At 72.4% G+C, this 26,108-nt stretch carries 23 protein-coding genes; 18 read left to right on the top strand and 5 right to left on the bottom strand.

Features of this window, described 5'->3' with window-relative positions:
• Positions 1-326 precede the first annotated feature (326 nt).
• On the top strand, positions 327-923 hold the full coding sequence (locus KY5_RS15745; RefSeq protein ID WP_098242843.1) for a hypothetical protein: 597 nt from the start codon (positions 327-329) through the stop codon (positions 921-923).
• A gap of 88 nt (positions 924-1,011) precedes the next feature.
• Here KY5_RS15745 and KY5_RS15740 read toward each other — a convergent pair whose 3' ends face one another.
• A complete protein-coding gene (locus KY5_RS15740) occupies positions 1,012-1,656 on the bottom strand; it encodes an NAD(P)-dependent oxidoreductase (protein WP_098242842.1) in 645 nt (214 codons plus the stop codon).
• Positions 1,657-1,714: 58 nt separating this feature from the next.
• Positions 1,715-2,668: an EamA family transporter gene (locus KY5_RS15735; protein ID WP_098242841.1), complete on the bottom strand. Its 954-nt coding sequence runs from the start codon at positions 2,666-2,668 to the stop codon at positions 1,715-1,717.
• A 137-nt stretch (positions 2,669-2,805) separates the two neighbouring features.
• Here KY5_RS15735 and KY5_RS15730 point away from each other — a divergent pair, with 137 nt between their 5' ends.
• The 3 genes from KY5_RS15730 to KY5_RS15720 all read left to right on the top strand — a co-directional run bounded on the left by KY5_RS15730 (position 2,806) and on the right by KY5_RS15720 (position 6,188).
• The gene (locus KY5_RS15730) at positions 2,806-3,372 is read left to right on the top strand and encodes a MarR family winged helix-turn-helix transcriptional regulator (protein WP_098242840.1); all 567 of its coding nucleotides are present in this window, start codon (positions 2,806-2,808) and stop codon (positions 3,370-3,372) included.
• A 168-nt stretch (positions 3,373-3,540) separates the two neighbouring features.
• Positions 3,541-4,920: a nitrate/nitrite transporter gene (locus KY5_RS15725; protein ID WP_098242839.1), complete on the top strand. Its 1,380-nt coding sequence runs from the start codon at positions 3,541-3,543 to the stop codon at positions 4,918-4,920.
• Between the two features lie 107 nt (positions 4,921-5,027).
• Positions 5,028-6,188: a uroporphyrinogen-III synthase gene (locus KY5_RS15720; protein WP_098242838.1), complete on the top strand. Its 1,161-nt coding sequence runs from the start codon at positions 5,028-5,030 to the stop codon at positions 6,186-6,188.
• Here the strand turns inward: KY5_RS15720 and KY5_RS15715 are convergent.
• Complete coding sequence (locus tag KY5_RS15715) at positions 6,140-6,709, bottom strand: DUF1772 domain-containing protein (RefSeq protein WP_234362741.1); 570 nt, start codon at positions 6,707-6,709, stop codon at positions 6,140-6,142. The genes KY5_RS15720 and KY5_RS15715 overlap by 49 nt on opposite strands.
• A 260-nt stretch (positions 6,710-6,969) precedes the next feature.
• On the opposite strand from KY5_RS15715, the gene KY5_RS15710 reads away from it, so the two are divergent.
• The 6 genes from KY5_RS15710 to KY5_RS15685 all read left to right on the top strand — a co-directional run bounded on the left by KY5_RS15710 (position 6,970) and on the right by KY5_RS15685 (position 13,897).
• Entirely contained in the window at positions 6,970-7,557 is a 588-nt protein-coding gene (locus KY5_RS15710; RefSeq protein ID WP_098242837.1) for a CGNR zinc finger domain-containing protein, read from the top strand.
• A 101-nt stretch (positions 7,558-7,658) separates the two neighbouring features.
• Entirely contained in the window at positions 7,659-8,234 is a 576-nt protein-coding gene (locus KY5_RS15705; protein ID WP_098242836.1) for a sigma-70 family RNA polymerase sigma factor, read from the top strand.
• The gene (locus tag KY5_RS15700; RefSeq protein WP_098242835.1) at positions 8,231-9,025 is read left to right on the top strand and encodes an anti-sigma factor family protein; all 795 of its coding nucleotides are present in this window, start codon (positions 8,231-8,233) and stop codon (positions 9,023-9,025) included. Before KY5_RS15705 ends, KY5_RS15700 begins: the two co-directional genes overlap by 4 nt.
• 109 nt (positions 9,026-9,134) lie before the next feature.
• Positions 9,135-11,492, top strand: coding sequence for a HelD family protein (locus KY5_RS15695; protein WP_098242834.1), 2,358 nt, complete (start codon positions 9,135-9,137; stop codon positions 11,490-11,492).
• Between the two features lie 390 nt (positions 11,493-11,882).
• Complete coding sequence (locus tag KY5_RS15690; protein ID WP_098242833.1) at positions 11,883-13,313, top strand: NAD-dependent malic enzyme; 1,431 nt, start codon at positions 11,883-11,885, stop codon at positions 13,311-13,313.
• Between the two features lie 302 nt (positions 13,314-13,615).
• Positions 13,616-13,897, top strand: coding sequence for an HU family DNA-binding protein (locus KY5_RS15685; protein ID WP_030680681.1), 282 nt, complete (start codon positions 13,616-13,618; stop codon positions 13,895-13,897).
• A 96-nt stretch (positions 13,898-13,993) separates the two neighbouring features.
• Here the strand turns inward: KY5_RS15685 and murA are convergent, their stop codons facing one another.
• The gene (gene murA / locus KY5_RS15680; protein ID WP_098242832.1) at positions 13,994-15,334 is read right to left on the bottom strand and encodes a UDP-N-acetylglucosamine 1-carboxyvinyltransferase; all 1,341 of its coding nucleotides are present in this window, start codon (positions 15,332-15,334) and stop codon (positions 13,994-13,996) included.
• A 244-nt stretch (positions 15,335-15,578) separates the two neighbouring features.
• Between murA and KY5_RS15675 the strand changes: the two genes are divergently transcribed.
• Positions 15,579-16,187 carry a YqgE/AlgH family protein gene (locus KY5_RS15675; protein WP_098242831.1) on the top strand — a complete coding sequence of 203 codons (609 nt, stop codon included), beginning with the start codon at positions 15,579-15,581 and terminating at the stop codon, positions 16,185-16,187.
• On the opposite strand, the gene KY5_RS15670 is transcribed toward KY5_RS15675, so the two are convergent.
• On the bottom strand, positions 16,160-17,053 hold the full coding sequence (locus KY5_RS15670; protein ID WP_098242830.1) for a LysR family transcriptional regulator: 894 nt from the start codon (positions 17,051-17,053) through the stop codon (positions 16,160-16,162). The two genes, KY5_RS15675 and KY5_RS15670, sit on opposite strands and share 28 nt — an antisense overlap.
• Before the next feature lie 101 nt (positions 17,054-17,154).
• Between KY5_RS15670 and KY5_RS15665 the strand changes: the two genes are divergently transcribed.
• The 7 genes from KY5_RS15665 (at position 17,155) to KY5_RS15635 (ending at position 26,050) form a co-directional block, all read left to right on the top strand.
• The gene (locus tag KY5_RS15665) at positions 17,155-18,354 is read left to right on the top strand and encodes an MFS transporter (RefSeq protein WP_098242829.1); all 1,200 of its coding nucleotides are present in this window, start codon (positions 17,155-17,157) and stop codon (positions 18,352-18,354) included.
• Positions 18,341-18,646 (top strand): DUF3039 domain-containing protein, encoded by a 306-nt coding sequence (locus tag KY5_RS15660; RefSeq protein WP_055550135.1) that lies wholly within the window; start codon positions 18,341-18,343, stop codon positions 18,644-18,646. Before KY5_RS15665 ends, KY5_RS15660 begins: the two co-directional genes overlap by 14 nt.
• Positions 18,647-18,745: 99 nt before the next feature.
• Positions 18,746-20,371 (top strand): beta-N-acetylhexosaminidase, encoded by a 1,626-nt coding sequence (locus KY5_RS15655; RefSeq protein WP_098242828.1) that lies wholly within the window; start codon positions 18,746-18,748, stop codon positions 20,369-20,371.
• Positions 20,372-20,715: 344 nt separating this feature from the next.
• Complete coding sequence (locus KY5_RS15650; protein ID WP_098242827.1) at positions 20,716-21,621, top strand: FAD binding domain-containing protein; 906 nt, start codon at positions 20,716-20,718, stop codon at positions 21,619-21,621.
• Positions 21,618-23,540: a 2Fe-2S iron-sulfur cluster-binding protein gene (locus KY5_RS15645; RefSeq protein WP_199843096.1), complete on the top strand. Its 1,923-nt coding sequence runs from the start codon at positions 21,618-21,620 to the stop codon at positions 23,538-23,540. The genes KY5_RS15650 and KY5_RS15645 overlap by 4 nt, the downstream gene beginning before the upstream one ends.
• Entirely contained in the window at positions 23,537-25,846 is a 2,310-nt protein-coding gene (locus tag KY5_RS15640; protein ID WP_098242826.1) for a xanthine dehydrogenase family protein molybdopterin-binding subunit, read from the top strand. Before KY5_RS15645 ends, KY5_RS15640 begins: the two co-directional genes overlap by 4 nt.
• A 15-nt stretch (positions 25,847-25,861) precedes the next feature.
• A complete protein-coding gene (locus tag KY5_RS15635; protein ID WP_098242825.1) occupies positions 25,862-26,050 on the top strand; it encodes a hypothetical protein in 189 nt (62 codons plus the stop codon).
• Positions 26,051-26,108: the final 58 nt, after the last annotated feature.

Genomic DNA, 26,108 nt, shown 5'->3' with positions numbered 1-26,108 from the left:
GTTATGAGGTCCAGGGGGTGGGCGGGGGCGGACGGGGGCGGCAGAAATGTCGGTGCATGCCGGGTAGTTCGGGCGGACGGGGAGGGCGGGGCGGGGCTGTGACGGGCCGCGCCGCACCTCCAAATTCGCGCAGGCGAATGAACGAGTTCGAGTGCCAGCTAGCCGCCTAGGCTGATCCATAACGAACGCTAACGAGCAACGAACGGGCGCCCGTAACGGCCTCGACGCGCTACACAGCCCCCTCCTAGGCTGACGATCTCAACCGGCCGCACGCGTGGAACACCGCACGTCATGCGGCGGGGCCCCACACCTGCCGGGAGAACGTTTTGCTCCGCAAGAAGACCGTGCTGCGCTTCGCCGCGCCTGTCGCCGTACTCGCCCTCGCGCTGACCGCCTGCGGCGGCGGTGACGACGACAAGTCGGACGAGAAGAAGGCCGACGCCCCCAAGTCGCAGACCAAGCCGAAGGAGGCTCCCGCCCTCGCGGCCGGTGACAGCACCACGGGCAAGGTGAAGGAGGGCGACGCCACCGTCACGTACGACGTCGCCGCGCAGAAGATCGACGTCGGCACGGAGGCCGAGACCAAGAAGCTGGTCCAGGACCCGAGCAAGGCCAAGGGCATGGTCCCCGCGGTCGCCCACCTGAAGTACACGCACAAGGGCGGCGCCCCCCTCACGGACACGCCGGACGTGGCGGACACCACGGAGATCTACGCGGACGGCACCCGCGGCGGCCTGCTGATCGGCGCGTCGGAGGACGCGTCCGGCTGCGAGGACAAGCTGGACCTGGAGGGCTGGAAGAAGGGCGAGAGCCACGTGCTCTGCGAGACGTACCTGATCCCGGCGGGTTCGAAGTCCCTCGAGGTCCACTGGGCCGCGAAGGAGGACGGGGACCCGGTGGTCTGGAAGTTCGCGGCGAAGTAGCTGGTTCTGCTTCGGCGGTCGCGCATCGTGCCTCTTGGGGGGGGGGGGCACGATGCGCGACCGCTTCGTGTTTTCTGGGGGGGCGGCCTCAGTACCCGACCGTGAACCGCCCCCTGTGGTGCTCCGGCCGCTCCGCCTCGTCCAGGAGGGCGATGGCGAAGTCCTCCATGGAGATGGACGAGTTGCCTTCCGCGTCCACCAGGATCTCGTCCTTGGCGAGGCGGAACTCGCCCGTGCGGGTGCCCGGTTCGAAGAGGGCCGAGGGGCTCAGGTAGGTCCAGGCGACGTCCGTCTGCGTCGTGCGTACCTCGTCGTACTGCGCGTTGGAGGCCGCCGCTATGTGGCGCCAGGCGGCGGGGACGTACCTCGGGTCGTCGATCGCGAGGACACCCTCCGTGCCGGGGACCGTCAGGCTGCCCGCGCCGCCGATGACCAGCAGGCGGACGCCGGTGCCCGCGAGGCCCGCCAGGAGTGACCTGGTGATGGCGGGGTGCTCGGCCTCGCGGCCCGGGGCGGGTCTCGTGGCGTTCACCACCAGGTCCTGGCTCGCACTCAACCGGCGTACGTCGTCCGGGACTCCGGCGTCACCCGTGCGGTGCGTGGCGTCGGGGTGGAGGTCGGTGAAGCGGGCGGCGTCGCGTACGACGGCGGTGACCTCGTGGCCGCGGGACAGGGCCTCGGTGACGACGCGGCTGCCGGAATTTCCCGCTGCTCCGAAGACGGTGATGCGCATGGGGTGGCTCCTTGTGTGGTGGGAGGGGGGAGAGGAGGGGGAGTGGGGTGGGTGGGGGTCAGGCGCGGCGTGTGGCGCGGCGCTGCTGGCCGAGCAGCACGCTCGCCACCACCAGGACCAGACCGGCCAACTGCCAGACGGTCAGGGTCTGGCCCAGGAAGAGCAGGCCCGCGAGCGTGGCGACGACCGGGTTCGTCAGGCCGAGGAAGGAGACGGAGGAGGCGGGGAGGCGCTCGATGCCGCGGAACCAGAGGGCGTACGCGATGGCCGTGCCGATGATGCCGAGGTAGGCGTATCCGGCGATGTTGGCGCCGGTGAAGTGGTCGGGCAGGCCCTCGGCGGTGAGGGCGATGGGCGCCAGGATCAGTCCGCCGACGGTGAGTTGCCAGCCGGTCAGGGTCAGCAGGGAGACGCCTTCGGGGCGGCCCCAGCGCTTGCTGAGGACCACGGCGAGTGCCATGAGCGTGGTCGCCGTCAGCATCGCCGCGATGCCCGCGAGGTCGACGGCGGCGCTGCCGCGCAGGACGAGCAGGGCGACGCCCGCGACGCCGACGAGTCCCGCGATCAACGTACGGCGCGTGGGCCGCACCTTCAGTACGCCGACTCCGAAGCCCGCCACGAGCAGGGGCATGACCGCGCTGATCGTGGACGCGACGCCGCCGGGCAGTCGGTACGCGCCGAAGAAGAGGAGCGGGAAGAACGCCCCGAAGTTGAGTACGCCCAGTACGGCCGCCTTCCACCACCAGTCGCCGCGCGGCAGTCGCCGTGTGAGGGCGAGCAGGATCAGGCCCGCGGGCAGCGCGCGCAGGGCGGCGGCGAGCAGCGGGCGGTCCGGGGGCAGCAGCTCGGTGGTCGTGACGTAGGTGGTGCCCCAGGTGGCCGGGCCGATGGCGGCGAGGGCGGCGATGCCTGCCGCGGCCTTGGCGGAGGTGCGGGGTGCCTGGGCCGAGCGCTTCGTGGTGAGGCTGCGGGCGGCCGCTGCTGCGGTGGCGGTGCTGGTGGTGATGGACATGATGCTTCCCCTCGCTGTTCCCCTGAACGCTGTTATTCTCAACGTTGAGATAAATATGGGGCCTAGGTCTACGAACGTCAAGTATCTGAACGTTGAGAGATTGGGTTCTGTGAGGCACGCGAGGGAGAGGTGCGGAGATGGCTGAGCGGAAGACCGCGGACCGGGCGGCAGAGCAGGCCGGGGTCGACGTCGGTGGCGGGGACGCCATAGACGAGCTGCGCGGTCAGTGGCGCCGTGAGCGCCCGGACCTGGAACTGGCGCACCTGGACGCGATGGCACTGGTCGGCCGCATCAAGCGGGCCGACCACCTGCTGAGCAAGGGCATGAAGACGGTCTTCGTCGAATACGGCCTGGAGTTCGCGGAGTTCGACGTCCTCGCCACGCTCCGCCGCGTCGGCGCCCCGCACGAGCTGACCGCGGGCGGCCTCATCAAGACCGCGATGGTGACCTCGGGCGCCATCACGAACCGCCTGGACAAGCTGGAACGCAAGGGCCTGATCGAACGCAACCCCGACCCCACCGACCGCCGCGCCATCCGCGTCCGCCTCACCGAGGCGGGCCTCGACCTGGTCGACCGCGCGGTGGTCGCGCACGTGGAGAACGAGGAACGCATGCTGGCGGCCCTGACGCCGGGGGACCGCGCGGCGCTCGACGGGGCGCTGCGGCGGTTGTTGGTGTCGTTGGGGGATACGCATCTGGGGTGAGTCACAGCGCCACCGCCGGTTGTCGTCCGGGGGCCTCACCGACCTCCAGGAGCGGACGTGAGAGCAACGTTCCCCGAAGGTCACCCCCCGCCACAGCCCCGAAACCCGCCCTCCCTACCTTCGCCACATCAGCCGCTGCCCGTGGACGGCGACCCGTGGAGGCATGTGATGTGGATCGAGCGGTGGGACCCCGAGGACGAGCGGTTCTGGAAGGAGGAGGGTGGGGAGCGGGTTGCTCGGCGGAATCTGGTGTTTTCCGTGGTGTCCGAGCACATCGGGTTCTCCGTGTGGAGCCTGTGGTCCGTGATGGTGCTGTTCATGGGGCCCGAGTACGGGATCGACGCGGCGGGGAAGTTCTTCCTGGTGTCGATGGCGACGCTCGTGGGAGCCGTCGTACGGGTGCCCTACACGTTTGCCGTCGCGCGGTTCGGAGGGCGGAACTGGACCGTCATCGCCGCGTCGCTCCTGCTGCTCCCTACCGTCGCCGCCTTCGTCGTCATGGAGCCGGGGACCTCGTACGCCACCTTCATGGTGTGTGCCCTGCTCACCGGGGTGGGCGGGGGGAACTTCGCGTCCAGCATGACCAACATCAACTCGTTCTTCCCGCTGCGGGAGAAGGGGTGGGCGCTCGGCCTCAACGCGGGCGGCGGGAACATCGGAGTGCCCGTCGTGCAGCTCGTCGGGCTCGCCGCGATCGGGGCCGGTGGCGGGCCCCGGCTCGTGGTGGGGATCTACATCCCGCTCATCGTCGTCTCCGTCGTCTGCGCCTTCCGGTACATGGACAGCATTTCGTCCGTACGGAACGACACGGGTGCTGCGAAGGCCGCCGTGCGGGACGCGCACACGTGGATCATGGCGCTGCTGTACGTGGGGACCTTCGGATCCTTCATCGGGTACAGCTTCGCCTTCGGGCTCGTGCTCCAGACGCAGTTCGGGCGTACGCCGCTCGAGGCCGCGCAGATCACCTTCGTCGGGCCGCTGCTGGGGTCGCTGATCAGGCCCGTGGGCGGGCGGCTCGCCGACCGGTTCGGCGGGGCGCGCATCACGCTGGGGAACTTCGTGGCGATGGGGGCCGCCACCGGGGTGGTCGTGGTCGCCTCCGTGCGGGAGTCGCTGCCGCTGTTCGTCGGCGCGTTCATCGCGCTGTTCGTGCTCACGGGGCTCGGCAACGGCTCGACGTACAAGATGATCCCCGGGATCTTCCAGGCCAAGGCCGAGGGGAGGGGGCTGACGGGGGAGGCAGCCGCGGTCTACGGGCGGCGGCTCTCCGGGGCCGCCATGGGGCTCATCGGCGCCGTCGGCGCCCTCGGCGGGCTCGGCATCAACCTCGCGCTGCGGCAGTCCTTCCAGGCGGTGGGGTCGGGGACCGGCGCCTTCGTCTCCTTCCTCGGGTTCTACGGCGTGTGCTCGGTCGTGACGTGGGCCGTATATCTTCGGCCGGGTGCGGGGCGGGGACAGGGGCCCGGACAGGGGCCCGGGCGGGGGCACGGGCAGGGCGAGGGGCCGGGTGCCGGCGAGAAGGCGCAGGCCAGGTATGCCGAGGTGTGACGTAACACGGTGGACATCGCGGTGATCCAGGGCCGTCACGCGCCGTTGACAGGCTCGGACGCCCGTCGCCCACCCACGCCACGGACAGGACGGGACGAGAGCGGAGCATGCACGTCACCACCACTTCAGGGAACGCGGAACCGGTGAACGAACCCCTTGCCGGGTTCACCGTCGGCGTGACCGCCGCCCGGCGCGCCGACGAACTCGGCGCGCTCCTCCAGCGGCGCGGCGCCACCGTCCTGCACGCGCCCGCGCTGCGCATCGTGCCGCTCGCCGACGACGGTGAACTCCTCACCGCGACGAAGGAGTTGATCGGGCACGCGCCCGACGTCGTCATCGCCACCACCGCCATCGGGTTCCGCGGCTGGATCGAGGCCGCCGACGGTTGGGGGCTCGGCGAGGCGCTCGTGACGTGTCTGCGCGGGGTCGAACTCCTCGCGCGCGGGCCCAAGGTGAAGGGCGCGGTGCGGGCCGCCGGGCTCACCGAGGAGTGGTCGCCGTCGTCGGAGTCCATGGCCGAGGTTCTTGACCGGCTGCTCGGGCAGGGCGTGGCGGGGCGGCGCGTCGCGCTCCAGTTGCACGGGGAGCCGCTGCCCGGCTTCGTCGAGGCGCTGCGGGCCGGGGGAGCGGAGGTCGTCTCCGTGCCCGTCTACCGGTGGCTGCCGCCGGAGGACCTCGCGCCGGTGGACCGGCTGCTCGACGCGACGGTCGCGCGCGGCGTCGACGCGCTGACGTTCACCAGCGCGCCCGCCGTCGCCTCGCTGCTCGCGCGGGCCGACGAGCGCGGCATGCGCGAGGAGCTGCTCGCGGCGCTCGGCCGCGATGTGCTCGCCGCGTGCGTGGGGTCGGTGACCGCGCTGCCGTTGCAGTCGCTCGGCGTGGACACCGTGCAGCCCGAGCGGTTCAGGATCGGCCCGCTCGTCCAGCTGCTCTGCCGTGAACTGCCCGCCCGCGCCCGGGTGTTGCCCGTCGCGGGCCACCGCGTCGAGATCCGCGGCCACGCGGTCCTCGTCGACGACGAACTGCGGCCCTTGCCGCCCGCGGGCATGGCGCTGCTGCGGGCCCTCGCGCGCCGCCCCGGCTGGGTGGTCGCCCGCGCCGAGCTGCTGCGCGCGCTGCCGGGCGCGGGCAGCGACGAGCACGCGGTGGAGACGGCGATGGCCCGGCTGCGCACGGCGCTCGGTGCTCCGAAGCTGATCCAGACGGTGGTCAAGCGCGGTTACCGGCTCGCGGTCGACCCGGCCGCCGGGTCCAAGTACGCGGGCTGAGCCGCGCGGTCCCCGCCGAGTAGCATCAGGGCTCGTACGAGGAGTGCGGACGCGGCGGTGCAGAGCACGGCCCGCACCACGTTCCAGGCCACCCACGCGTCCTCGAACCGCTCGCGCACGGCGGCCGGGTCGGCGATCTTCGCGGGGTCGCCCGCGTCGGCGAGGTCGTTGTTCAGGGGGACGTTCACGCCCGAGGTGAGCAGGAACGCGGCGGCGTACGCGAGCAGGGCCGCCCACACCCACCAGCGCAGCGAGGTGCGGCGCAGCTGCCAGGCGGCGATCGCGGTGAGGACGAGCGCGCCGAAGAAGCCCGCGAAGAAGACGGGGTTCTGGATGACGTCGTTGATGTTCTGCATCACCTCGACGTAGACGCGGTCGCCGCTGCGGGCGAGCGCGGGCATCACGGCGCACGCGAAGGCGTAGAAGGTTCCCGCCATCAGTCCCATGGCCACCGTCGCGATGCCCAGAACCACCCTTGCGGAGCCGTGTCCCTGACGTGCCGTCACTCGATTCTGTGTCATGGGAGGAGTCAACAGGCTGAGCGCGCCCCGGGCCATGGCCTCGCGTCGCGCCGCCATGCGCGACCGTCTCGCCGGGCCGTGCGCGGCCGTCTCGCCGGGCCATGCGCGAGCCTCCCGCCCGGCCGTACGAGACCGTCCCGCCCGGCCGTACGCGAGCGTCCCGCCCGGTGGCAGGGGTTCCGGACCCGCCGGGGGAAGGGCACTGTAGGGGTACGCAACGGCACTCACTCACCGGTAACCCCCAAGGCGGTGACAGGCGCATGGCGTTGGGCACGGACCCGGCTCCGTACGAGCTCCGATTCGACTCCGGGCGCAGCTGTCTGGATCTGGTGGCGACGAACCATCCCGTGGAACGGCTCGACTCGGTGGCGCGGCTGCGCGCCTGGCTCGTCGGCACGGGCCTGGTCCCCGCGACCGCGCGGCTGCCCGACGCGGGCCCCCGGTGGCTCGGTTCGTTCCACGAACTGCGTGGCCACATCGCCCAGTTGGTGCACGGCGAGCTCGACGGCAGGCCCGCGGACGCCGCGCTCGACCGGGTCAACGCGCTGGCCGCCGCCGCGCCCCCCGCCCCGCGCGCGGTCCGTACCGAGGAGGGCGCCCTGGTCCGCGTCCTGTGCGGCGAACCCGGCTGCGCGGCACTGGTCGCCGCCGTCGCGAGGGACGCCGTCGAGCTGCTCACCGACCCGGCGGCCCGCGCGCTGCTGCGCCAGTGCGAGGGCGACAACTGCCCCATCGTGTACCTCGACACGTCACGCGGGCGCCGCCGCCGCTGGTGCTCCAGCGAGGTCTGCGGCAACCGGGAGCGGGTGGCACGGCACCGCCGCAGGGCGGCGCTCGCCCGGACGTAGCCCGCAACAACTCCCCGGAGTTGAACGCCCCCCGCCCCGTCTACGTACCTCCGTCGTGAGACCCGCCCGAAGCGCCCGAAGCGCGGACACCGGAGGTACGCGTGCGCAAGGATTCCGCCGTGGCCGATGAACGCCCGCAGTCGCCCCGACATCGTCTCGGTCAACCCAAGGGCCCGGACGAGGAGTTGATGCGCGCGCTCTACCGTGAGCACGCGGGTCCGCTGCTCGCCTATGTGCTCCGCCTGGTGGCGGGGGACCGGCAGCGCGCCGAAGACGTCGTGCAGGAAACGCTCATCCGTGCCTGGAAGAACGCCGGTCAGCTCAACCGTGCGACCGGTTCGGTACGCCCCTGGCTGGTGACGGTCGCCCGGCGCATCGTCATCGACGGTCACCGCAGTCGGCAGGCCCGGCCGCAGGAGGTCGATCCGTCACCGCTGGAGGTCATACCCGCGGAGGACGAGATCGATAAGGCGCTGTGGCTGATGACGCTCTCGGACGCGCTGGAGGACCTGACTCCCGCTCATCGAGAGGTACTTGTCGAGACCTACTTCAAAGGGCGTACGGTCAATGAGGCGGCCCAGACGCTCGGCATCCCCAGCGGCACGGTCCGTTCGCGGGTCTTCTACGCGCTTCGCTCGATGAAGCTGGCGCTCGAGGAGCGGGGGGTGACGGCATGACCGAGTCCTACGGCCGACATGACGCGCGGCAGGACGACAGCATCCACGAGACCGTCGGTGCCTACGCCCTCGGCATCCTGGACGACGCCGACGCGACGCGCTTCGAGGCGCACCTCGCCGCGTGCGAGATCTGCCAGCACCAGCTGGAGGAGTTCTCCGGCATGGAGCCGATGCTGGCCGCGCTCGCGGACTTCCCCGGGCCGCGCGGCCTGCCCGCGATCGGTGAGCAGCTCGCCGCCCGGCCGAGCCCCCGGCTCGCCGACCGCCTCGTCGACGAGGTGGCGGTCAAGCGCGAGCACCGGCGCAGGCGGGGCCTGTACCTGGTCGCGGCGGCGGCCGCGCTGATCGTCGGGGGCCCGCTCACGGTGTTCGCGCTCACCGACGACGGCGGTGCGAAGGAGGTCGCGGCCGACCCGCACGCGTCGAGCCCCGCCGAGGACGCCTTCTTCCACCACATGGACGAGAAGTACCGGGCCACGGACCCGAGGACCAAGGTGACCGCCACGGTCGGCACGGAGGAGAAGGCATGGGGCACCCACGCCGTCCTGGAGCTGAAGAACGTCAAGGGGCCCCTCAAGTGCTCGCTGATCGCCGTCGGCAAGGACGGCGAGAAGGAGACGGTGACGACCTGGTCGGTGCCGAAGTGGGGGTACGGCATCAAGGGCAGCCCGAACAAATGGGCGCGCACCCCTCTGTACGTCCACGGGGGCGCGGCCATGGACCGCAACGACATCGACCACTTCGAGGTGACCACCTTCGACGGCAAACGCCTGGTCACGGTGGACGCGTAACGCGCGGGAGTGCACAAGGGGGGCCCCTTTCGCGTACGGTGGACGGCTGCTCAGTACGGGAGAGCAGCACGTCTTGAAAGGGGCCTCGGTGGCCGACGTCAACGCAGTAATGCCGTCAGGCACACGCGACCGGGAGATCAGTGTCGAACAGGAACATCTCGACCAGGTCTACCGGCGTCTCGAGGAGAAGATCCACGAGGCCGAGTTCCTGATGAACGACGCTGCCAAGCGCTCCCAGGTGGGTACGCCGGGAGCGCTCGCCGAGCGCGACGCGCAGGTCTTCCGCGCCGGGGTCCATCTCAACCGCCTCAACAACGAGTTCGAGGACTTCCTCTTCGGGCGCATCGACCTGCTCCAGGGCAAGGACGGCAAGAAGGGCCCCGACGGCGCGTACACCGCGGTCGAGCCCGCCGAGGGCGCCGTCCGCGAGAACAACACGGCCGACATCGCCGAGACCCTGCACATCGGCCGCATCGGTGTCCTGGACGCGGACTACTCCCCGCTGGTCATCGACTGGCGGGCGCCCGCGGCCGCGCCCTTCTACCGCTCGACCCCGGTCGATCCCGGCCGGGTCGTGCGCCGCCGCGTCATCCGCTCCAAGGGCCGCAAGGTCCTCGGCGTCGAGGACGACCTGATGCGCCCGGAGATCACCGCCCTGCTCAAGGGCGAGGAGCTCCCGGTGATCGGCGACGGCGCCCTGATGGCCGCGCTCGGCCAGGCCCGCAGCCACACCATGCGCGACATCGTCGCGTCCATCCAGGCCGAGCAGGACATGGTGATCCGCGCGCCCGCGGCCTCGGTGACGTACGTGGAGGGCGGCCCCGGCACCGGCAAGACGGCGGTCGCGCTGCACCGCGCGGCCTACCTCCTCTACCAGGACCGCCGCAGGTACGCGGGCGGCATCCTCATCGTCTCGCCGACCCCGCTCCTCGTCGCCTACACCGAGGGCGTGCTGCCCTCCCTCGGCGAGGAGGGCCAGGTCGCGATCCGCGCGGTCGGCTCCCTGGTCGACGGCGTGGAGGCCACGCTCTACGACTCTCCCGCGGTGGCCAGGGCCAAGGGTTCGTCGCGGATGCTGAACGTCCTCAGGAAGGCCGCGCGGGGGGCTCTCGAACACGGCGGGGAGGGCGGCGCGGCGGTCCCGTCGCCGCCTGCTGCGGAGGACGGGCAGCTCGCCTTCGGCGAGGAGGACGAGCCCGAGGACCAGGCGCGCCGGGTCGACACCGGCCGTCTGCGCGTCGTCGCCTTCGGCCGCCGCCTCGAACTGGACGCCGACCAGCTGAACCGCATCCGCCGCAACGCGCTCGGCGGCACGGCCCCCGTCAACCTGCTGCGCCCGCGCGCCCGCAAGCTCCTGCTCGACGCCCTGTGGTCGCAGTCCGGCTCCGCGGGCCGCCACACGGACCCCGAACTCGCCGCGGAGCTGCGCTCGTCCTTCGACGACGACGTCTCCTCCGAGGACGACTTCCTCCGCTTCCTGGACGCCTGGTGGCCCGAGCTCACCCCGCGCGGCGTGCTCTCGGCGATGTCGGACGAGCGGCGCCTTGGCCGTTGGGCCCGCCGCGTCCTGAACCCCGCGGAGGTCCGCAAGGTCGCCCGCTCCCTCAAGCGCGACGGCCTCTCCGTGCACGACGTGGCGCTGCTCGACGAGTTGCAGGCGATCCTCGGCACCCCGCACCGGCCCAAGAAGAAGCGCGACCTGGACCCCCTCGACCTGCTCACCGGGCTCGAAGAGCTGATGCCGCAGCGCGAGGAGTCCCAGCGCGAGCGCGCCGAGCGGCTCGCCGCGGAGCGCACCGAGTACGCCCACGTCATCGTGGACGAGGCGCAGGACCTGACCCCCATGCAGTGGCGCATGGTCGGCCGCCGGGGCAGGCACGCCACCTGGACGGTCGTCGGAGACCCCGCGCAGTCCTCCTGGTCCGACCCGGACGAGGCGGGCCAGGCCCGCGACGAGGCGCTCGGCACCCGCCCGCGCCGCCGCTTCACGCTCACCGTCAACTACCGCAACCCCGCCGAGATCGCGGAGCTGGCCGCCAAGGTCCTGGCGCTCGCGATGCCGGGCTCCCAGTCCCCCTCGGCCGTACGTTCGACCGGTCTGCGGCCGCGCTTCTCCGTCGTACGGGACGGCGACCTGGCCCGCTCGGTGCGCGAGGAGGCGGCGCTGCTCCTCGACCGGGTCGACGGCACGGTCGGTGTCGTCGTGGCGATGAACCGCCGCGAGCAGGCGGCCCGCTGGCTCGCCGGGCTCGGTGACCGGGTGGTGGCGCTGGGCAGCCTGGAGGCCAAGGGCCTGGAGTACGACGCGACGGTCGTGGTGTCGCCCGCGGAGATCGCGGACGAGTCACCGGCGGGCCTGCGCGTCCTGTACGTGGCGCTGACCCGCGCGACGCAGCAGCTCACGGTCCTTTCGGGGGAGCGCGACGAGCCCGACGAGGACGGCGTGCCGGACCTGCTGCGCGACTGACGGACGAGAGAACACTTTTGCCCGCCGGGACGGGAATTGCCTTACGGGGATCCTTTGTTACCTTGGATGTGGCACCGGCCCGATCCAAGCCCCCGGGCCCAACCTTCGTCGCTACGAGCGACCACTTGCCGCGAGGCGAGCATGGCGGGTCGGTGTCATTGAACGAACGGAAGAGGTCCACGTCACACCGTGACGTGGACCTCTTCTCGTTTCCCGGAGGCCCCTTCCGAGAAGCCTCAACTTCTCGTATGGTGGAAACAGGTTTCCAAAAACGCAGCGCACTGGCCGGTGAACAAAACGTTCTCAATCCGGGGCGGCTACCACGTACTCGGCGGTAGGTGCGACCATCGGACGGCAAGAGCTACAAGGTGAAAGCAGAGGAAGTCGGCCATGGCAACGGCGCCCAGCGTCTCCTACTCGATGACGGTCCGGCTGGAGGTGCCCGCGAGCGGAACCGCGGTCTCCCAGCTCACCACGGCCGTCGAGTCATCCGGGGGCTCGGTCACCGGCCTCGACGTCACGGCCTCAGGCCACGAGATGCTGCGGATCGACGTCACGATCGCGGCGACCTCCACGACGCACGCCGACGAGATCGTCGAGCAGCTGCGCACCATCGAGGGCGTCACCCTCGGCAAGGTCTCCGACCGTACGTTCCTGATGCACCTCGGCGGCAAGATCGAGATGGCGTCCAAGCACCCCATCAGGAACCGTGACGACCTCTCCATGATCTACACCCCGGGCGTCGCCCGGGTCTGCATGGCGATCGCCGAGAACCCCGAGGACGCGCGGCGCCTCACCATCAAGCGCAATTCCGTTGCGGTCGTAACGGACGGATCGGCCGTTCTCGGCCTCGGCAACATCGGCCCGAAGGCCGCCCTGCCGGTCATGGAGGGCAAGGCGGCCCTCTTCAAGCGCTTCGCGGGCATCGACGCCTGGCCGCTCTGCCTGGACACCCAGGACACCGACGCCATCGTCGAGATCGTCAAGGCCATCGCCCCCGGCTTCGCGGGCATCAACCTGGAGGACATCTCCGCGCCCCGCTGCTTCGAGATCGAGGCACGCCTGCGCGAGGCCCTCGACATCCCCGTCTTCCACGACGACCAGCACGGCACCGCGATCGTCGTCCTGGCCGCGCTCACCAACGCCCTGCGCGTGGTGGGCAAGGGCATCGGGGACGTCCGCGTGGTCATGTCGGGCGCCGGAGCTGCCGGTACGGCCATCCTCAAGCTGTTGCTCGCCGCGGGCGTCAAGAACGCCGTCGTGGCCGACATCCACGGCGTCGTGCACGCCGACCGCGAGGACCTCGTCAGCGCCGACGCGGACTCGCCGCTGCGCTGGATCGCCGACAACACCAACCCCGAGGGCCTCACCGGCACCCTCAAGGAGGCCGTCGTCGGCGCCGACGTCTTCATCGGCGTCTCCGCCCCGAACGTGCTGAACGGCGACGACGTGGCGGCCATGGCCGAGGGCGCCATCGTGTTCGCGCTCGCGAACCCGGACCCCGAGGTCGACCCCGCGATCGCCCGCCAGACGGCGGCGGTCGTGGCCACAGGCCGCTCGGACTTCCCGAACCAGATCAACAACGTCCTGGTCTTCCCGGGCGTCTTCCGCGGCCTGCTCGACGCCCAGTCGCGCACGGTCAACACGGAGATGATGCTCGCCGCCGCGGGCGCCCTCGCGGACGTCGTCGCCGAGGACGAGCTGAACCGGAACTACATCATCCCCAGCGTCTTCAACGACAAGGTCGCGGGTGCGGTGGCCGGTGCCGTGCGCACCGCGGCGAAGGCCGCGGGGGCCGCTGTGACGGGTCCCACGGCCTAGCGTCACGGCGCGTCGCCGGACGCGGGCCCGAGGGGCCCCTCTAGGGTGGCTTGGCAGCAAGCAAGCCCCCCGGGCCCCTTCTTTCGAGGGGCGGCGGACGCTTTTCGTGTGACCCCCACGGGCGCCGGATTCGCTTTCCCGCCGCAGGTGGGGGCAGGATGCGTAATCGGGCGCGAGGGTCTGACGTAGGACCCGGGTCCGGGGACTGTCCAAGGACCCTGGCAGCATCGTCTTAGCTGTGCCCATCATGCGGCTCTGCCGCGTGGCACGCCTCAACGGCAAAAGAACACGGGAGTACAAACATGAACCGCAGTGAGCTGGTGGCCGCGCTGGCCGACCGCGCCGAGGTGACCCGCAAGGACGCCGACGCCGTGCTGGCCGCGTTCGCCGAGACCGTCGGCGAGATCGTTGCCAAGGGCGACGAGAAGGTCACCATCCCCGGCTTCCTGACCTTCGAGCGCACCCACCGTGCCGCTCGCACCGCCCGCAACCCGCAGACCGGCGAGCCGATCAACATCCCGGCCGGTTTCAGCGTCAAGGTTTCGGCTGGTTCCAAGCTGAAGGAAGCGGCTAAGGGTAAGTAACCCTGAGCAGCTGAAAGGGGCGGCCACCCGGTTGGGTGGCCGCCCCTTTCGCGTGCCGCTAAAAGATGGCCTCAAACGCCGGCCGGGCTGAAGCGGCTACAGCGCCGGCTTGCCCGGGAGTTCGACCTTCGCGCCCAGCTCCACGAGCTTGTCCATGAAGTTCTCGTAGCCGCGGTTGATCAGGTCGATGCCGTGCACGCGGGACGTGCCCTGTGCCGCGAGGGCCGCGATCAGGTACGAGAAGCCGCCGCGCAGGTCGGGGATGACCAGGTCGGCGCCCTGCAGCTTGGTGGGGCCGCTGACGACCGCCGAGTGCAGGAAGTTGCGCTGGCCGAAGCGGCAGTCGGAGCCGCCCAGGCACTCGCGGTAGAGCTGGATGTGCGCGCCCATCTGGTTGAGCGCCGAGGTGAAGCCGAGCCGGGACTCGTAGACCGTCTCGTGGACGATGGAGAGGCCCGCGGCCTGCGTCAGGGCGACCACGAGCGGCTGCTGCCAGTCGGTCTGGAAGCCGGGGTGCACGTCCGTCTCCAGGGCGATCGCGTTGAGCGAGCCGCCCGGGTGCCAGAAGCGGATGCCCTCGTCGTCGATCTCGAAGGCACCGCCCACCTTCCGGTAGGTGTTCAGGAACGTCATCATCGAGCGCTGCTGGGCGCCGCGGACGTAGACGTTGCCTTCGGTCGCCAGGGCCGCGGAAGCCCAGGAAGCGGCCTCCAGACGGTCCGAGAGGGCGTGGTGGTTGTAGCCGCCGAGGCTGTCGACACCGGTGACCCTTATGGTCCTGTCGGTGTCCATGGCGATGATCGCGCCCATTTTCTGCAGGACGCAGATCAGGTCCTCGATCTCCGGCTCGACCGCGGCGTTCGAGAGCTCGGTCACACCCTCGGCGAGCACGGCGGTGAGCAGGACCTGCTCGGTGGCGCCCACGGAGGGGTACGGCAGCTTGATCTTCGTGCCGCGCAGCCGCTGCGGGGCCTCCAGGTACTGGCCGCCCTCGCGCTTCTCGATGGTCGCGCCGAACTGGCGGAGCACCTCGAAGTGGAAGTCGATCGGGCGGCCGCCGATGTCGCAGCCGCCGAGGCCGGGGATGAAGGCGTGCCCGAGGCGGTGCAGGAGCGGGCCGCAGAAGAGGATCGGGATGCGCGAGGAGCCGGCGTGGGCGTCGATGTCGGCGACGTTCGCGCTCTCCACGTGCGACGGGTCCATGATGAGCTCGCCCGGCTGCTCACCGGGACGGACCGTCACGCCGTGCAGCTGCAGCAGGCCGCGTACGACTCGGACGTCCCGGATGTCGGGGACATTGCGCAGCCGGCTCGGGGCGCTGCCGAGCAGCGCGGCGACCATGGCCTTGGGCACGAGGTTCTTCGCGCCGCGGACACGGATCTCGCCCTCAAGCGGGGTTCCGCCGTGGACAAGCAGGACATCGTCGGTGACGGTCATGAATCTCGCGTTCCGATTGGATGGACGGGGGGACCAAAGGGCAAGCGTAATGGCCGCGTACCCCCCTTTTGTAAGGCCGAGGGGGCCCGAAACACGTCATGAGTTCGCCACAACACGAACTGTGCGGAACCGGACACTCCGGGTCACTGGCTCCGATGTGCGCTCCGGATGCGCTCATGCGCCCTGAACTGCGTTGGCTCACGTACCGCCATTGCCTCCCCGCGCAGGGCGAAGATGCGGGATCATGTCGTTCATGACGGAGGTGTCCTCGCTCACAGGGCGGCTGCTCGTGGCCACGCCTGCCCTGGCGGACCCGAACTTCGACCGCGCGGTGGTGCTGCTCCTCGACCACGACGAGGAGGGCTCGCTCGGCGTGGTCCTCAACCGGCCCACGCCGGTGGACGTCGCCGACATCCTGGAGGGCTGGGGCGATCTCGCGGGGACGCCGGGCGTCGTCTTCCAGGGCGGGCCCGTCTCGCTCGACTCGGCGCTCGGCGTCGCGGTGATCCCCGGCGACGAGGGCCTGTCCCCGGTGTCGCGGCGGCGCGCGGTCAAGGGGGAACCCATCGGCTTCCGCCGGGTGCACGGCGCGATCGGCCTGGTGGACCTGGAGACCCCGCCCGAGCTGCTCGCCTCCGCCCTCGGCTCGCTCCGCATCTTCGCGGGCTACTCGGGCTGGGGCCCGGGCCAGCTGGAGGACGAGCTGGGCGAGGGCGCCTGGTACGTGGTGGAGTCGGAGCCGGGCGACGTCTCGTCGCCCGACCCCGAGCAGCTGTGGCGCGCGGTGCTCCGGCGCCAGCGCAGCGAGCTCGCGATGGTGGCGACCTACCCGGACGACCCGTCGCTGAACTGAGCCAGATAGCGCTCGGCCAGGGGATGGGCGTCCCGCGCCGGCACCGCGAGGTGCACGCTCACGGGCGGGGCGTTCTTCAGGCGTACGTAGCGCAGTGACGGGTGGGAGTGCCTGCGCGCGACCGGCTCGGTGGCCACGCCCACGCCGTGGCCCGCGGCGACCGCCTCCAGCCATTCGTCGAAGTTGTCGGCCGTGCAGGCGATGCGGGGGCGGCGGCCCTCGGGCCACAGCTCCGGGCGGGTCGCGCCGGTCACCGTGTTGACGACCAGCGGCAGTTCGGCGAGCTCCGACCAGTCGACCACGCGGCGGCCCGCGAGCTCGGCGGCGCCGCGGGCGACGACCGCGGTGCGGGGCTCGCGCAGCAGGAGGCGCGAGCGCACCGGGCTGTCCGGCGGGATCTCGCCGCGTACGACCGCCACGTCGCAGGCGCCCGACGCCAGGCCCGCGAGCGGGGCGTCGCGCCGCACCAGGCGGACGCCCGCGCCGGTCGCCGCCTTGAAGGCGGCGGTCAGCGGGACGCACGTCTCGGGCAGGACCGAGGTGAAGCCGAGCCTGAGCAGGGGCGGTTCGGCGCCCGCCGCGGTGCGCAGGGTGGTGTCGATGCGGGTCAGGAGCGGTGCGAGGTCGTCGCGCAGGCGGCGCCCCGCGTCGGTCAGCGCGACCTGGCGCGTGGTCCGGTCGAGCAGCCGCGTCCCGATGCTCTCCTCCAGGGCGCGCACGGTGCGGGTCAGCGCGGGCTGTCCGACGCGGAGCCGGTCGGCGGCGTGCGTGAAGCTCAACTCGTCGGCGACGGCGAGGAAGCCGCGCAGGTGCCGCAGCTCCACGGCCTCCGTGCGCGGCTGCTCCGCAGCGTGTACGTCATTCATGCCTCCCGAGCATAAGTGCACCTCGCGCGCATTTCCCCCGCGATCCGGAGGCTGCCTACGGTCCGGGGAAACGGCGTGCGGAAGCAAGGGAGTTGAGTCGCGTGCGCAAAGTGTGGCTGTTGATGGTGGGGTCCTTCACCCTGGGGCTCGACGCCTACGTGATGGCCGGGCTGCTGCCGGTCGTCGCCAAGGACCTGGGGACGACCGTCTCCCTCGCGGGGCAGATGGTCACCGTCTTCACCCTCGCCTACGCGGTGAGCGCGCCGCTCGTCGCCGGTCTCCTGTCCGGCGTACGGCCGAGGACGCTGATCGTGGCCGCGCTTGCCGTCTTCACCCTCGGCAACGCTCTGACCGCGCTCGCGCCAGGACTCGCCGTACTGCTCGTCTCGCGCGCCGTGGCGGGGGCCGGGGCCGGGGTCTACTCGGCGCTCTCCACAGCGGCGGCCGCCTCGCTCGCGGGTCAGGAGCGCCGCGGCCGTGCGCTCGCGCTGGTGATGGGCGGGATGAGTTCGGGCACGGTGCTCGGTGTCCCGCTGGGCGTGCTGCTCGCCGACCACACGACGTGGCGGGCCACGATGTGGCTGGTGACGGCGCTGGGCGCGGTCGCGCTCGTGGGCCTCGCGGTGGGGCTGCCGGAGGTGCCCGCGGGGCCCGCGGTGCCGGTGCGGGCGCGGCTCGGGGCGCTCGCCGACCGGAAGGTGCTGCCCGTGGTGGGCGTCTCCTTCCTGGGAGCGGTGGCCAGCCTCGGCCTCTACACCTATCTCGCGCCGGTGCTCGACTCGTCGGGCGGCGTGAGCGAGAGCGCGGTGGCGCCCTACCTGTGGGCGTGGGGGATCGGCGGGGTGCTCGGCAGTGTGCTCGCCGGGCCCCTCGTGGACCGCACGGGCCGGGTGGTCGCCCTGGTGACGGGGATCGTCGTGACCCTGGTCGTCTCGATCGGCGCCCTGCCGCTGCTGGGCGCCGCCGCCTTCCCTGTGCTCGTCGTCTGGGGCGCGGCGGGCTGGGCGTTCCAGGTCCCGCAGCAGCACCGCCTCCTGGCCCTGCGGGCCGAGCGCGGCACCGTGGCCCTCGCGCTCAACAACTCCGCCCTCTACCTGGGCAGCGCGGTCGGCTCGGCCCTCGCCGGTCTCGCCCTGGCCGCGGGTCTCGCGCCGCGCGATCTGCCGTGGGCGGCGGCCGCGGTCGCGGCGGCGGGGCTCGTCCTGCACCTGGTGACGACGCGTACCCGGCGGACTCTCGCGGGCAGCCGCTGCCGGGACGCGGCGGGCGTGAGTACCCTTGGCCCTTATGAGCACTCTTGAGCCCGAGCCCGAGCGCGGGGCAGGTACGGGGACCCTCGTAGAGCCGACGCCACAGGTGTCGCACGGTGACGGCGACCACGAGCGCTATGCGCACTACGTCCAGAAGGACAAGATCATGGCGAGCGCGCTCGACGGCACGCCCGTCGTCGCGCTCTGCGGCAAGGTGTGGGTCCCCGGCCGCGACCCGAAGAAGTATCCCGTCTGTCCCATGTGCAAGGAGATCTACGAGTCCATGGGCGCGGGCGGCGACAAGGACAAGGGCGGCAAGGACGGCAAGGGCGGCAAGAAGTAGTCCCTTTCGGTCCCTTGTGAGACCTCTTCGCCCGAGGGGCGTTGCGCGTGCCGCAACGCCCCTTTTGCGTTGCGCAATCGCATGACAGCCTCTGGGTCCATGACCTTTGAGCAACTCATCCCGGCGCCCGCACGCGCCGAGGCCACTCAGGGCTCCCCCTTCGTCGTCGACGCCGCCACCACCCTCGTCGCGGGTCCCGGCACCGAGTCCACCGAGCGCTGGCTGCGCGCCACGCTCGGCGGCGCGCTCGGACTGCCGCTGCGGCCCGGCGCCGAGGGCGCGGCCGGTTCCGTCTCCCTGCGCGTCGACGGCTCGTTGGAGCCCGAGGCGTACCGGCTCACCATCGAGAGCGACCGCGTCGAGATCGCCGGCGGCGCGGGCGCGGGCGTCTTCTGGGGCGCCCAGACCCTGCGCCAGTTGCTCGGCCCCGACGCCTTCCGGCGGGCGCGGCTGCGGCTCGGCGCGGAGCACTCCGTGCCCGCGGGCACCGTCGAGGACGCGCCCCGCTTCGGCTGGCGCGGCATGATGCTCGACGTCTCGCGGCACTTCATGCCCAAGGACGGCGTCCTTCGCTACCTCGACCTGCTGGCCGCGCACAAGCTCAACGTCTTCCACTTCCACATCACCGACGACCAGGGCTGGCGCGTGGAGATCAAGCGTCACCCCCGGCTCACCGAGGTGGGCTCGTCGCGGGCCCGCACCCGGTGGGGCCACCGCGCGTCGCCGCTCTGGCTGGAGCACCCGCACGGCGGTTACTACACGCAGGACGACATCCGCGAGATCGTCGCGTACGCGGACTCCCTGCACATCACCGTCGTCCCCGAAGTCGACATCCCCGGCCACTCGCAGGCGGCCATCACCGCCTACCCGCACCTCGGCAACAGCGACGTCGTCGACACCGAGGCCATGCGGGTCTGGGACTCCTGGGGCGTCAGCCCCAACGTCCTGGCCCCCACCGAGGACGTACTCCGTTTCTACGAAGGGGTCTTCGAGGAGATCCTCGACCTCTTCCCCTCCACGTTCATCCACGTCGGCGGCGACGAGTGCCCCAAGGACCAGTGGAAGGCGTCGCCCGCCGCCCAGGCCCGCATCAAGGAGCTGGGCCTGGCCGACGAGGACGAGTTGCAGAGCTGGTTCATCCGGCACTTCGACCGGTGGCTGACCGCGCGCGGGCGGCGGCTCATCGGCTGGGACGAGATCCTGGAGGGCGGGCTCGCCGAGGGCGCCACCGTCTCGTCCTGGCGCGGCTACCGGGGCGGCATCGACGCGGCCAGATCAGGCCACGACGTCGTCATGTGCCCCGAGCAGCAGGTGTACTTGAACTTCCGGGAGGACGGCGGCCCCGACGAGCCGATGCCCATCGCGTTCGTGCGCACCCTGGAGGACGTCTACCGCTTCGAGCCGGTCCCCGCGGAGCTGACCGAGGAGGAGGCCGCGCACGTGCTCGGCACCCAGGCCAACGTCTGGACCGAGGTGATGGAGAACCAGCAGCGCGTGGACTACCAGGTGTTCCCGCGGCTCGCCGCCTTCGCCGAGGTGGCCTGGCGGGAGCTCCCGGCCTCCGCCGAGCGTGACTTCGCCGACTTCGAGCGCCGAATGGCCACGCACTACGCGCGACTTGACGCCCTCGGCGTCGACTACCGCCCGCCGACGGGGCCGTTGCCGCGACACACGCGCCCCGGTGTGCTCGGGCGCCCGATCGACGGGCCGCCCCCGAACGTGTGAGGTCGTTCGCCGGGCGTTCGCTTCCGGCGGCCCGTGCCACGCGCGCGTGCCGTCGGGAGCGGCGGCCGGAAGACGCCGCCCAGGAGTCACCGGACAGGGGCAATTCGCACTGACCGGTGAGGGCATGCGAAACCAGTACATCCCCCTGGTCCCCGGACGAATGCCTCCTAGCGGACCCCCACGCCGGGGCCCGGGGAAGATGTGCCAGAGTTGCCACGTCCGGGTTGTGAGCACGTACCGTACGGCGGAACAGGCGTAACGGTGTGACGTCGGAAACGTAGCGAGCACCGCGAACGGCGAGTACGTGAAGTACGCGGCCGGGCATCGGGAAGGGGCAGCCGGTTTTGAGCACGCACGCACCGCAGGCGGCACAGGCACCGCAGTCGGTGAAGCTGCCCGCCACGCTCGACGAGGCAGTGGCGGCACTCGCCGCCATGCCCGCCGCCGTGCCCGTCGCCGGTGGCACCGACCTGATGACGTCGGTCAACTCGGGACAGCTGCGGCCCGCCGCCCTCGTGGGGCTCGGCCGCATCAGCGAGATCCGCGGCTGGCAGTACCAGGACGGTCACGCGCTGCTCGGCGCGGGACTCACCCACGCCCGCATGGGCCGCCCCGACTTCGCCGCGCTGATCCCCGCGCTCGCCGCCGCCGCGCGCGCCGCGGGACCGCCGCAGATCCGCAACGCGGGCACCCTCGGCGGGAACATCGCGTCGGCCGCGCCGACCGGCGACACCCTTCCCGTGCTGGCCGCGCTCGAAGCCGTCCTGATCATCGCGGGACCCGGCGGCGTCCGCCGCGAGGTCCCCGTGCCGCACCTGCTCGCGGGCATGGAGATGCTCCGCCCCGGCGAGCTCATCGGCTTCGTCCGCGTGCCGCTGCTGCACGCCCCCCAGGTCTTCCTCAAGGCGACCGGGCGCACCGGGCCGGGGCGCGCCACCGCCTCCGTCGCGCTGGTCCTCGACCCCGCGCGCCGGGGCGTGCGGTGCGCGGTCGGCGCCATCGCCCCGATGCCGCTGCGCCCCCTGGAGGCCGAGCAGTGGGTCGCCTCGCTGATCGACTGGGACGGCGAGCGGGGCAGCCTGGTGCCGGAAGCGGTGACGGCCTTCGGCGAGTACGTCGCCGCCGCCTGCATCCCCGAACAGCCCCCGGCGGCCGACGGCAGCGAACAGCCGCTGCCGCCCGCCGTACTGCACCTGCGGCGCACCGTCGCCGCACTGGCCCGACGAGCACTGGGGAGGGCGCTGTCGTGAGCGACGACCAGAACACCCACAACGGCGGCGGCTGGCAGCCGCACCCGCAGGGCGAGTACGACTCGGACGCGACGGCGTTCGTGCAGCTCCCCGAGGGCATGCTGGACGTTCCGCTGGCCGCGCCGGGGCACGGTTATGTGCCGCCGCAGATAAAGGTCACCCCGACCACCGCGGACGCCACCGACCCGGCGGCCACGGGCACGTGGGTCATGCCGCCCGAGATCACCGGAGCGATGGGCGGCGGCCAGGCGGTGAGCTGGCCCGAGGCGGGCACGGCGCAGAGCCGGCAGGTCCCGGAGAGCCAGCCCCAGGGCCACGTCCAGGGCCAGGGGTACGACCCCCGGGCGACCGGACAGTGGAGCTTCCCCGAGGCGCACGCCGCGGAGCAGGGCTACGGGCCCGAGCACGGGCACACGCAGGGACACGGGCACGCGCACGGGTACGAGCAGCCGCACGAACAGCCGCACGAGGCCGCTTCCGACGTCACCGGCCAGTGGTCGATCCCGGTCGCCGATGGTGATCTTCCGGACGAATCGGGTGAGTTCACGACCTCGTCGCTCGCCACGTGGGGCGGCACGCCGCCCGCGACCCTGCCCGGCGGCGCGGCCGCGCCCTGGGCGACGGGGGCGGGGGCCGGTGCGCCCTGGGGCGCGCAGGCCCAGGAGGCGCCCGTCCTGGAGCCGGAGCCCGAGGTGACGGCCCCGCCCCAGGAACATCACGTACCGGATCACCACGTTCCGGAGCACCACGTCTCAGAGCCGCACGTCTCCGAGCCGCACGTTCCGGAGTACCGGGCTCCGGAGAGTCACGCCCCGGTACAGGAGGGCCCCCCGGAGAACCGGTTCGAGCAGACGACGCTGCTGCGGGCCGTGCGGGTGCCGAGTGCCGCCGAGCGCGAGGCCGCCGAGCACCCGGAGGTCCAGGAGCCCCAGGCCCAAGAGGTCCAGGAGGCCCAGGAGGTCCGGCAGGAGCTTCAGGAACTCCAGGAGGCCCCGGAGCCCGGGCCCGCCGAAGCGGACGCCCTCGACCAGCCCGTCCTCGCCGAGCCCGTCCTCGCCGAGCCCGCCCTCGACCAGCCCGTTCTCGAACAGCAGGACGCGCACGACGAGTTCGTGGAGCCGGAACCGCCCGTCGACGACGTGGCCGAGGCCCCCGCGCCCGCCCCCGAGGCCGTCGCCGAGGAGCCCACCGGACCCGAGCCCGAGCCGGACGCCGAACCCGAGGCGGAACCGGCCGAACCGGCCATCCTCTCCGCCCCCCTCCACGACGACCACCCCCTCGTCTCGTACGTCCTGCGGGTGAACGGCGCCGACCGACCCGTCACCGATGCCTGGATCGGCGAGTCGCTGCTCTACGTGCTGCGCGAGCGCCTCGGTCTCGCCGGGGCCAAGGACGGCTGCTCGCAGGGCGAGTGCGGGGCGTGCAACGTCCAGGTGGACGGTCGGCTCGTCGCCTCCTGCCTGGTGCCCGCGGCGACCACCGCGAGCAGCGAGGTGCGCACCGTCGAGGGCCTCGCCGAGGACGGGCAGCCCTCCGACGTGCAGCGCGCGCTCGCCGCGTGCGGCGCGGTCCAGTGCGGCTTCTGCGTACCGGGCATGGCCATGACCCTGCACGACCTGCTCGAAGGCAACCCCGCCCCCACCGACCTGGAGACCCGCCGCGCGCTGTGCGGCAACCTCTGCCGCTGCTCCGGCTACCGGGGCGTGCTCGACGCCGTCCAGGAAGTCGTGGCCGAGCGCGAGGCGACAGCGGCGGCCGCCTCGGCCGCGGAGTCGCCGGACGAGCCGGGCGACCAGGCCCGCATCCCGCACCAGGCGGGCCCCGGCGCGGGCGGCGTCCACCAGGCCGCGCACGAGGGGATCTACGAGGAACCCGAAGGATCCCAGGGGCCGTACGGCCGGGACGGAGGCCAGGCGTGAGCAACGAAGCCGCCACCGCGACCAGCTCCGCCGTGCCGCAGGGCCCCGAGCAACTGCCGCACGGCATCGGCTCGTCACTGCCGTCGGCGCAGTGCCGCGCCAAGACCGAGGGCACCTTCCCGTACGCCGCGGACCTGTGGGCGGAGGGCCTGCTGTGGGCGGCGGTGCTCCGCTCGCCGCACGCGCACGCCCGCATCGTCTCCATCGACACCACGCACGCGCGCGAGATGCCCGGCGTCCGCGCCGTCGTCACGCACGAGGACGTGCCGGGGGACGCGCTGCACGGCCGCGCGGTCGCCGACCGCCCGGTCTTTGCCTCCGACGTCGTACGCCACCACGGCGAGCCCATCGCCGCGGTCGCCGCCGACCACCCGGACACGGCGCGGATGGCGGCCGCCGCGATCATCGTCGAGTACGAGGTGCTCGAACCGGTCACCGACCCGGAGAAGGCCTTCGAGGCCGAACCGCTGCACCCCGACGGCAACTTGATCCGGCACATCCCGCTGCGCCACGGCGACCCGGAGGCGGCGGGCGAGCTCGTCGTCGAGGGGCTCTACCGCATCGGCCGCCAGGACCCCGCGCCCATCGGCGCGGAGGCCGCGCTCGCGGTGCCGCGTCCCGACGGGGGAGTGGAGCTGTACCTGGCCTCCACCGATCCGCACGCCGACCGGGACAGGGCCGCCGCCTGCTTCGGGCTCGCCCCGGACCAGGTGAAGATCGTCGTCACCGGGGTGCCCGGCGCGACCGGTGACCGCGAGGACGCGAGCTTCCAACTGCCCGTCGGGCTCCTCGCGTTGCGGACCGGCTGCCCCGTCAAGCTCACCGCGACCCGCGAGGAGTCCTTCCTCGGCCACGCGCACCGCCACCCCACGCTCCTTCGCTACCGCCACCACGCGGACGCCGAGGGCAGGCTCGTCAAGGTCGAGGCGCAGATCCTGCTCGACGCGGGCGCGTACGCGGACACCTCGTCGGAGGCGCTCGCGGCGGCGGTCTCCTTCGCCTGCGGGCCCTACGTCGTGCCGAACGCCTTCATCGAGGGCTGGGCCGTACGCACGAACAACCCGCCCTCCGGCCACGTGCGGGGCGAGGGCGCCATGCAGGTGTGCGCGGCGTACGAAGCCCAGATGGACAAGATCGCAAAGAAGCTGGGCGTCGACCCGGCGGAGCTGCGCCTGCGCAACGTCATGGCGACCGGCGACATCCTGCCCACCGGGCAGACGGTGACCTGTCCCGCCCCGGTGGCCGAACTCCTCGCCGCCGTACGGGACTTCCCGCTGCCCGAGCTGCCCAAGGACACCCCCGAGGACGAGTGGCTGCTGCCCGGCGGGCCCGAGGGCGCGGGCGAGCCCGCCGCCGTCCGCCGGGGCGTCGGCTACGGCCTCGGCATGGTCCAGCTCCTGGGCGCCGAGGGCACGGACGAGGTCTCCACGGCCACCGTGAAGGTCCACGACGGCGCGGCCACGGTCATCTGCGCGGCCGTCGAGACCGGCCAGGGCTTCACCACGCTGGCCCGCCAGATCGTCCAGGAGACGCTCGGCATCGACGACGTGCGGGTGGCTCCCGTCGACACGGACCAGCCACCGGCGGGCCCGAGCTGTCGCGGCCGCCACACCTGGGTGTCGGGCGGCGCGGTGGAGCGCGCGGCGAAGATGGTGCGCACCCAGCTCCTCCAGCCGCTCGCCCACAAGTTCGGCATGTCCACGGAGCTGCTCCAGATCACCGACGGCAAGATCACCTCGTACGACGGGGTGCTCTCCACGACCGTCACCGAGGCGATGGACGGCAAGGAACTGTGGGCCACGGCCCAGTGCCGCCCGCACCCGACCGAGCCCCTCGACGAGGCAGGACAGGGCGACGCCTTCGTGGGCATGGCGTTCTGCGCGGTGCGCGCGGTGGTCGACGTCGACATCGAGATCGGCTCGGTCCGCGTCGTGGAACTGGCCGTCGCCCAGGACGTGGGCCGCATCCTCAACCCCGCCCAGCTGAGGGTCCGCATCGAGGCGGGCGTCACGCAGGGCGTGGGCGCGGCACTGACGGAGAACCTGCGCACCCCGCGCGGCATCGTCCGCCACCCCGACCTGACGGGCTACGCCCTGCCCACGGCCCTGGACACCCCCGACATCCGCATCGTGAAGCTGGTCGAGGAGCGTGACGTGGTCGCCCCGTTCGGCGCGAAGGCGGCGAGCGCGGTCCCGGTGGTGACGTCCCCCGCGGCCGTGGCATCGGCGGTCCGCGCGGCGACGGGCCGCCCGGTCAACCGCCTCCCGATCCGCCCGCAGGCGGCGGTGGCCGCGCCGTCGGCGTAGCGCGGGCGGGCGGTCGTGGCGGGCTGGGGGCTGTTCACCTTCGTGGGCGGCACGGTGCTTGCCACCAACGTGTGCCGTGCGGCCGACTGGTTCCAGATGCTCTCCTACCAGCATCGGATGTGGCCGAAGAGCGTGACGACCGTGCGGGTCGGCGGGGCGATCTTCTCGGTGGCCGGTGCGGTGGCTCTTCTGAGGGCCTGGTGACGCGGAGGGCGAGCAGGTGCCCGGTGTGAGGGACGGCCCGCGCGGCGGCGGTCCGCCG

Source organism: Streptomyces formicae (assembly GCF_002556545.1).
Classification (GTDB): Bacteria; Actinomycetota; Actinomycetes; order Streptomycetales; family Streptomycetaceae; genus Streptomyces; species Streptomyces formicae_A.
The sequence above is the reverse complement of the archived record's forward strand: the minus strand, read 5'-3'. Positions and strand labels throughout refer to the sequence as shown.

Bases quoted from the DNA above. Each gene is read 5' to 3' on its own strand.
- KY5_RS15740 (WP_098242842.1), bottom strand. From the start codon at position 1,656: ATGCGCATCACCGTCTTCGGAGCAGCGGGAAATTCCGGCAGCCGCGTC.
- KY5_RS15735 (WP_098242841.1), bottom strand. From the start codon at position 2,668: ATGTCCATCACCACCAGCACCGCCACCGCAGCAGCGGCCGCCCGCAGC.
- KY5_RS15730 (WP_098242840.1), top strand. From the start codon at position 2,806: ATGGCTGAGCGGAAGACCGCGGACCGGGCGGCAGAGCAGGCCGGGGTC.
- KY5_RS15725 (WP_098242839.1), top strand. From the start codon at position 3,541: ATGTGGATCGAGCGGTGGGACCCCGAGGACGAGCGGTTCTGGAAGGAG.
- KY5_RS15720 (WP_098242838.1), top strand. From the start codon at position 5,028: ATGCACGTCACCACCACTTCAGGGAACGCGGAACCGGTGAACGAACCC.
- KY5_RS15715 (WP_234362741.1), bottom strand. From the start codon at position 6,709: ATGACACAGAATCGAGTGACGGCACGTCAGGGACACGGCTCCGCAAGG.
- KY5_RS15710 (WP_098242837.1), top strand. From the start codon at position 6,970: ATGGCGTTGGGCACGGACCCGGCTCCGTACGAGCTCCGATTCGACTCC.
- KY5_RS15700 (WP_098242835.1), top strand. From the start codon at position 8,231: ATGACCGAGTCCTACGGCCGACATGACGCGCGGCAGGACGACAGCATC.
- KY5_RS15695 (WP_098242834.1), top strand. From the start codon at position 9,135: ATGCCGTCAGGCACACGCGACCGGGAGATCAGTGTCGAACAGGAACAT.
- KY5_RS15690 (WP_098242833.1), top strand. From the start codon at position 11,883: ATGGCAACGGCGCCCAGCGTCTCCTACTCGATGACGGTCCGGCTGGAG.
- KY5_RS15685 (WP_030680681.1), top strand. From the start codon at position 13,616: ATGAACCGCAGTGAGCTGGTGGCCGCGCTGGCCGACCGCGCCGAGGTG.
- murA (WP_098242832.1), bottom strand. From the start codon at position 15,334: ATGACCGTCACCGACGATGTCCTGCTTGTCCACGGCGGAACCCCGCTT.
- KY5_RS15675 (WP_098242831.1), top strand. From the start codon at position 15,579: ATGTCGTTCATGACGGAGGTGTCCTCGCTCACAGGGCGGCTGCTCGTG.
- KY5_RS15670 (WP_098242830.1), bottom strand. From the start codon at position 17,053: ATGAATGACGTACACGCTGCGGAGCAGCCGCGCACGGAGGCCGTGGAG.
- KY5_RS15660 (WP_055550135.1), top strand. From the start codon at position 18,341: ATGAGCACTCTTGAGCCCGAGCCCGAGCGCGGGGCAGGTACGGGGACC.
- KY5_RS15655 (WP_098242828.1), top strand. From the start codon at position 18,746: ATGACCTTTGAGCAACTCATCCCGGCGCCCGCACGCGCCGAGGCCACT.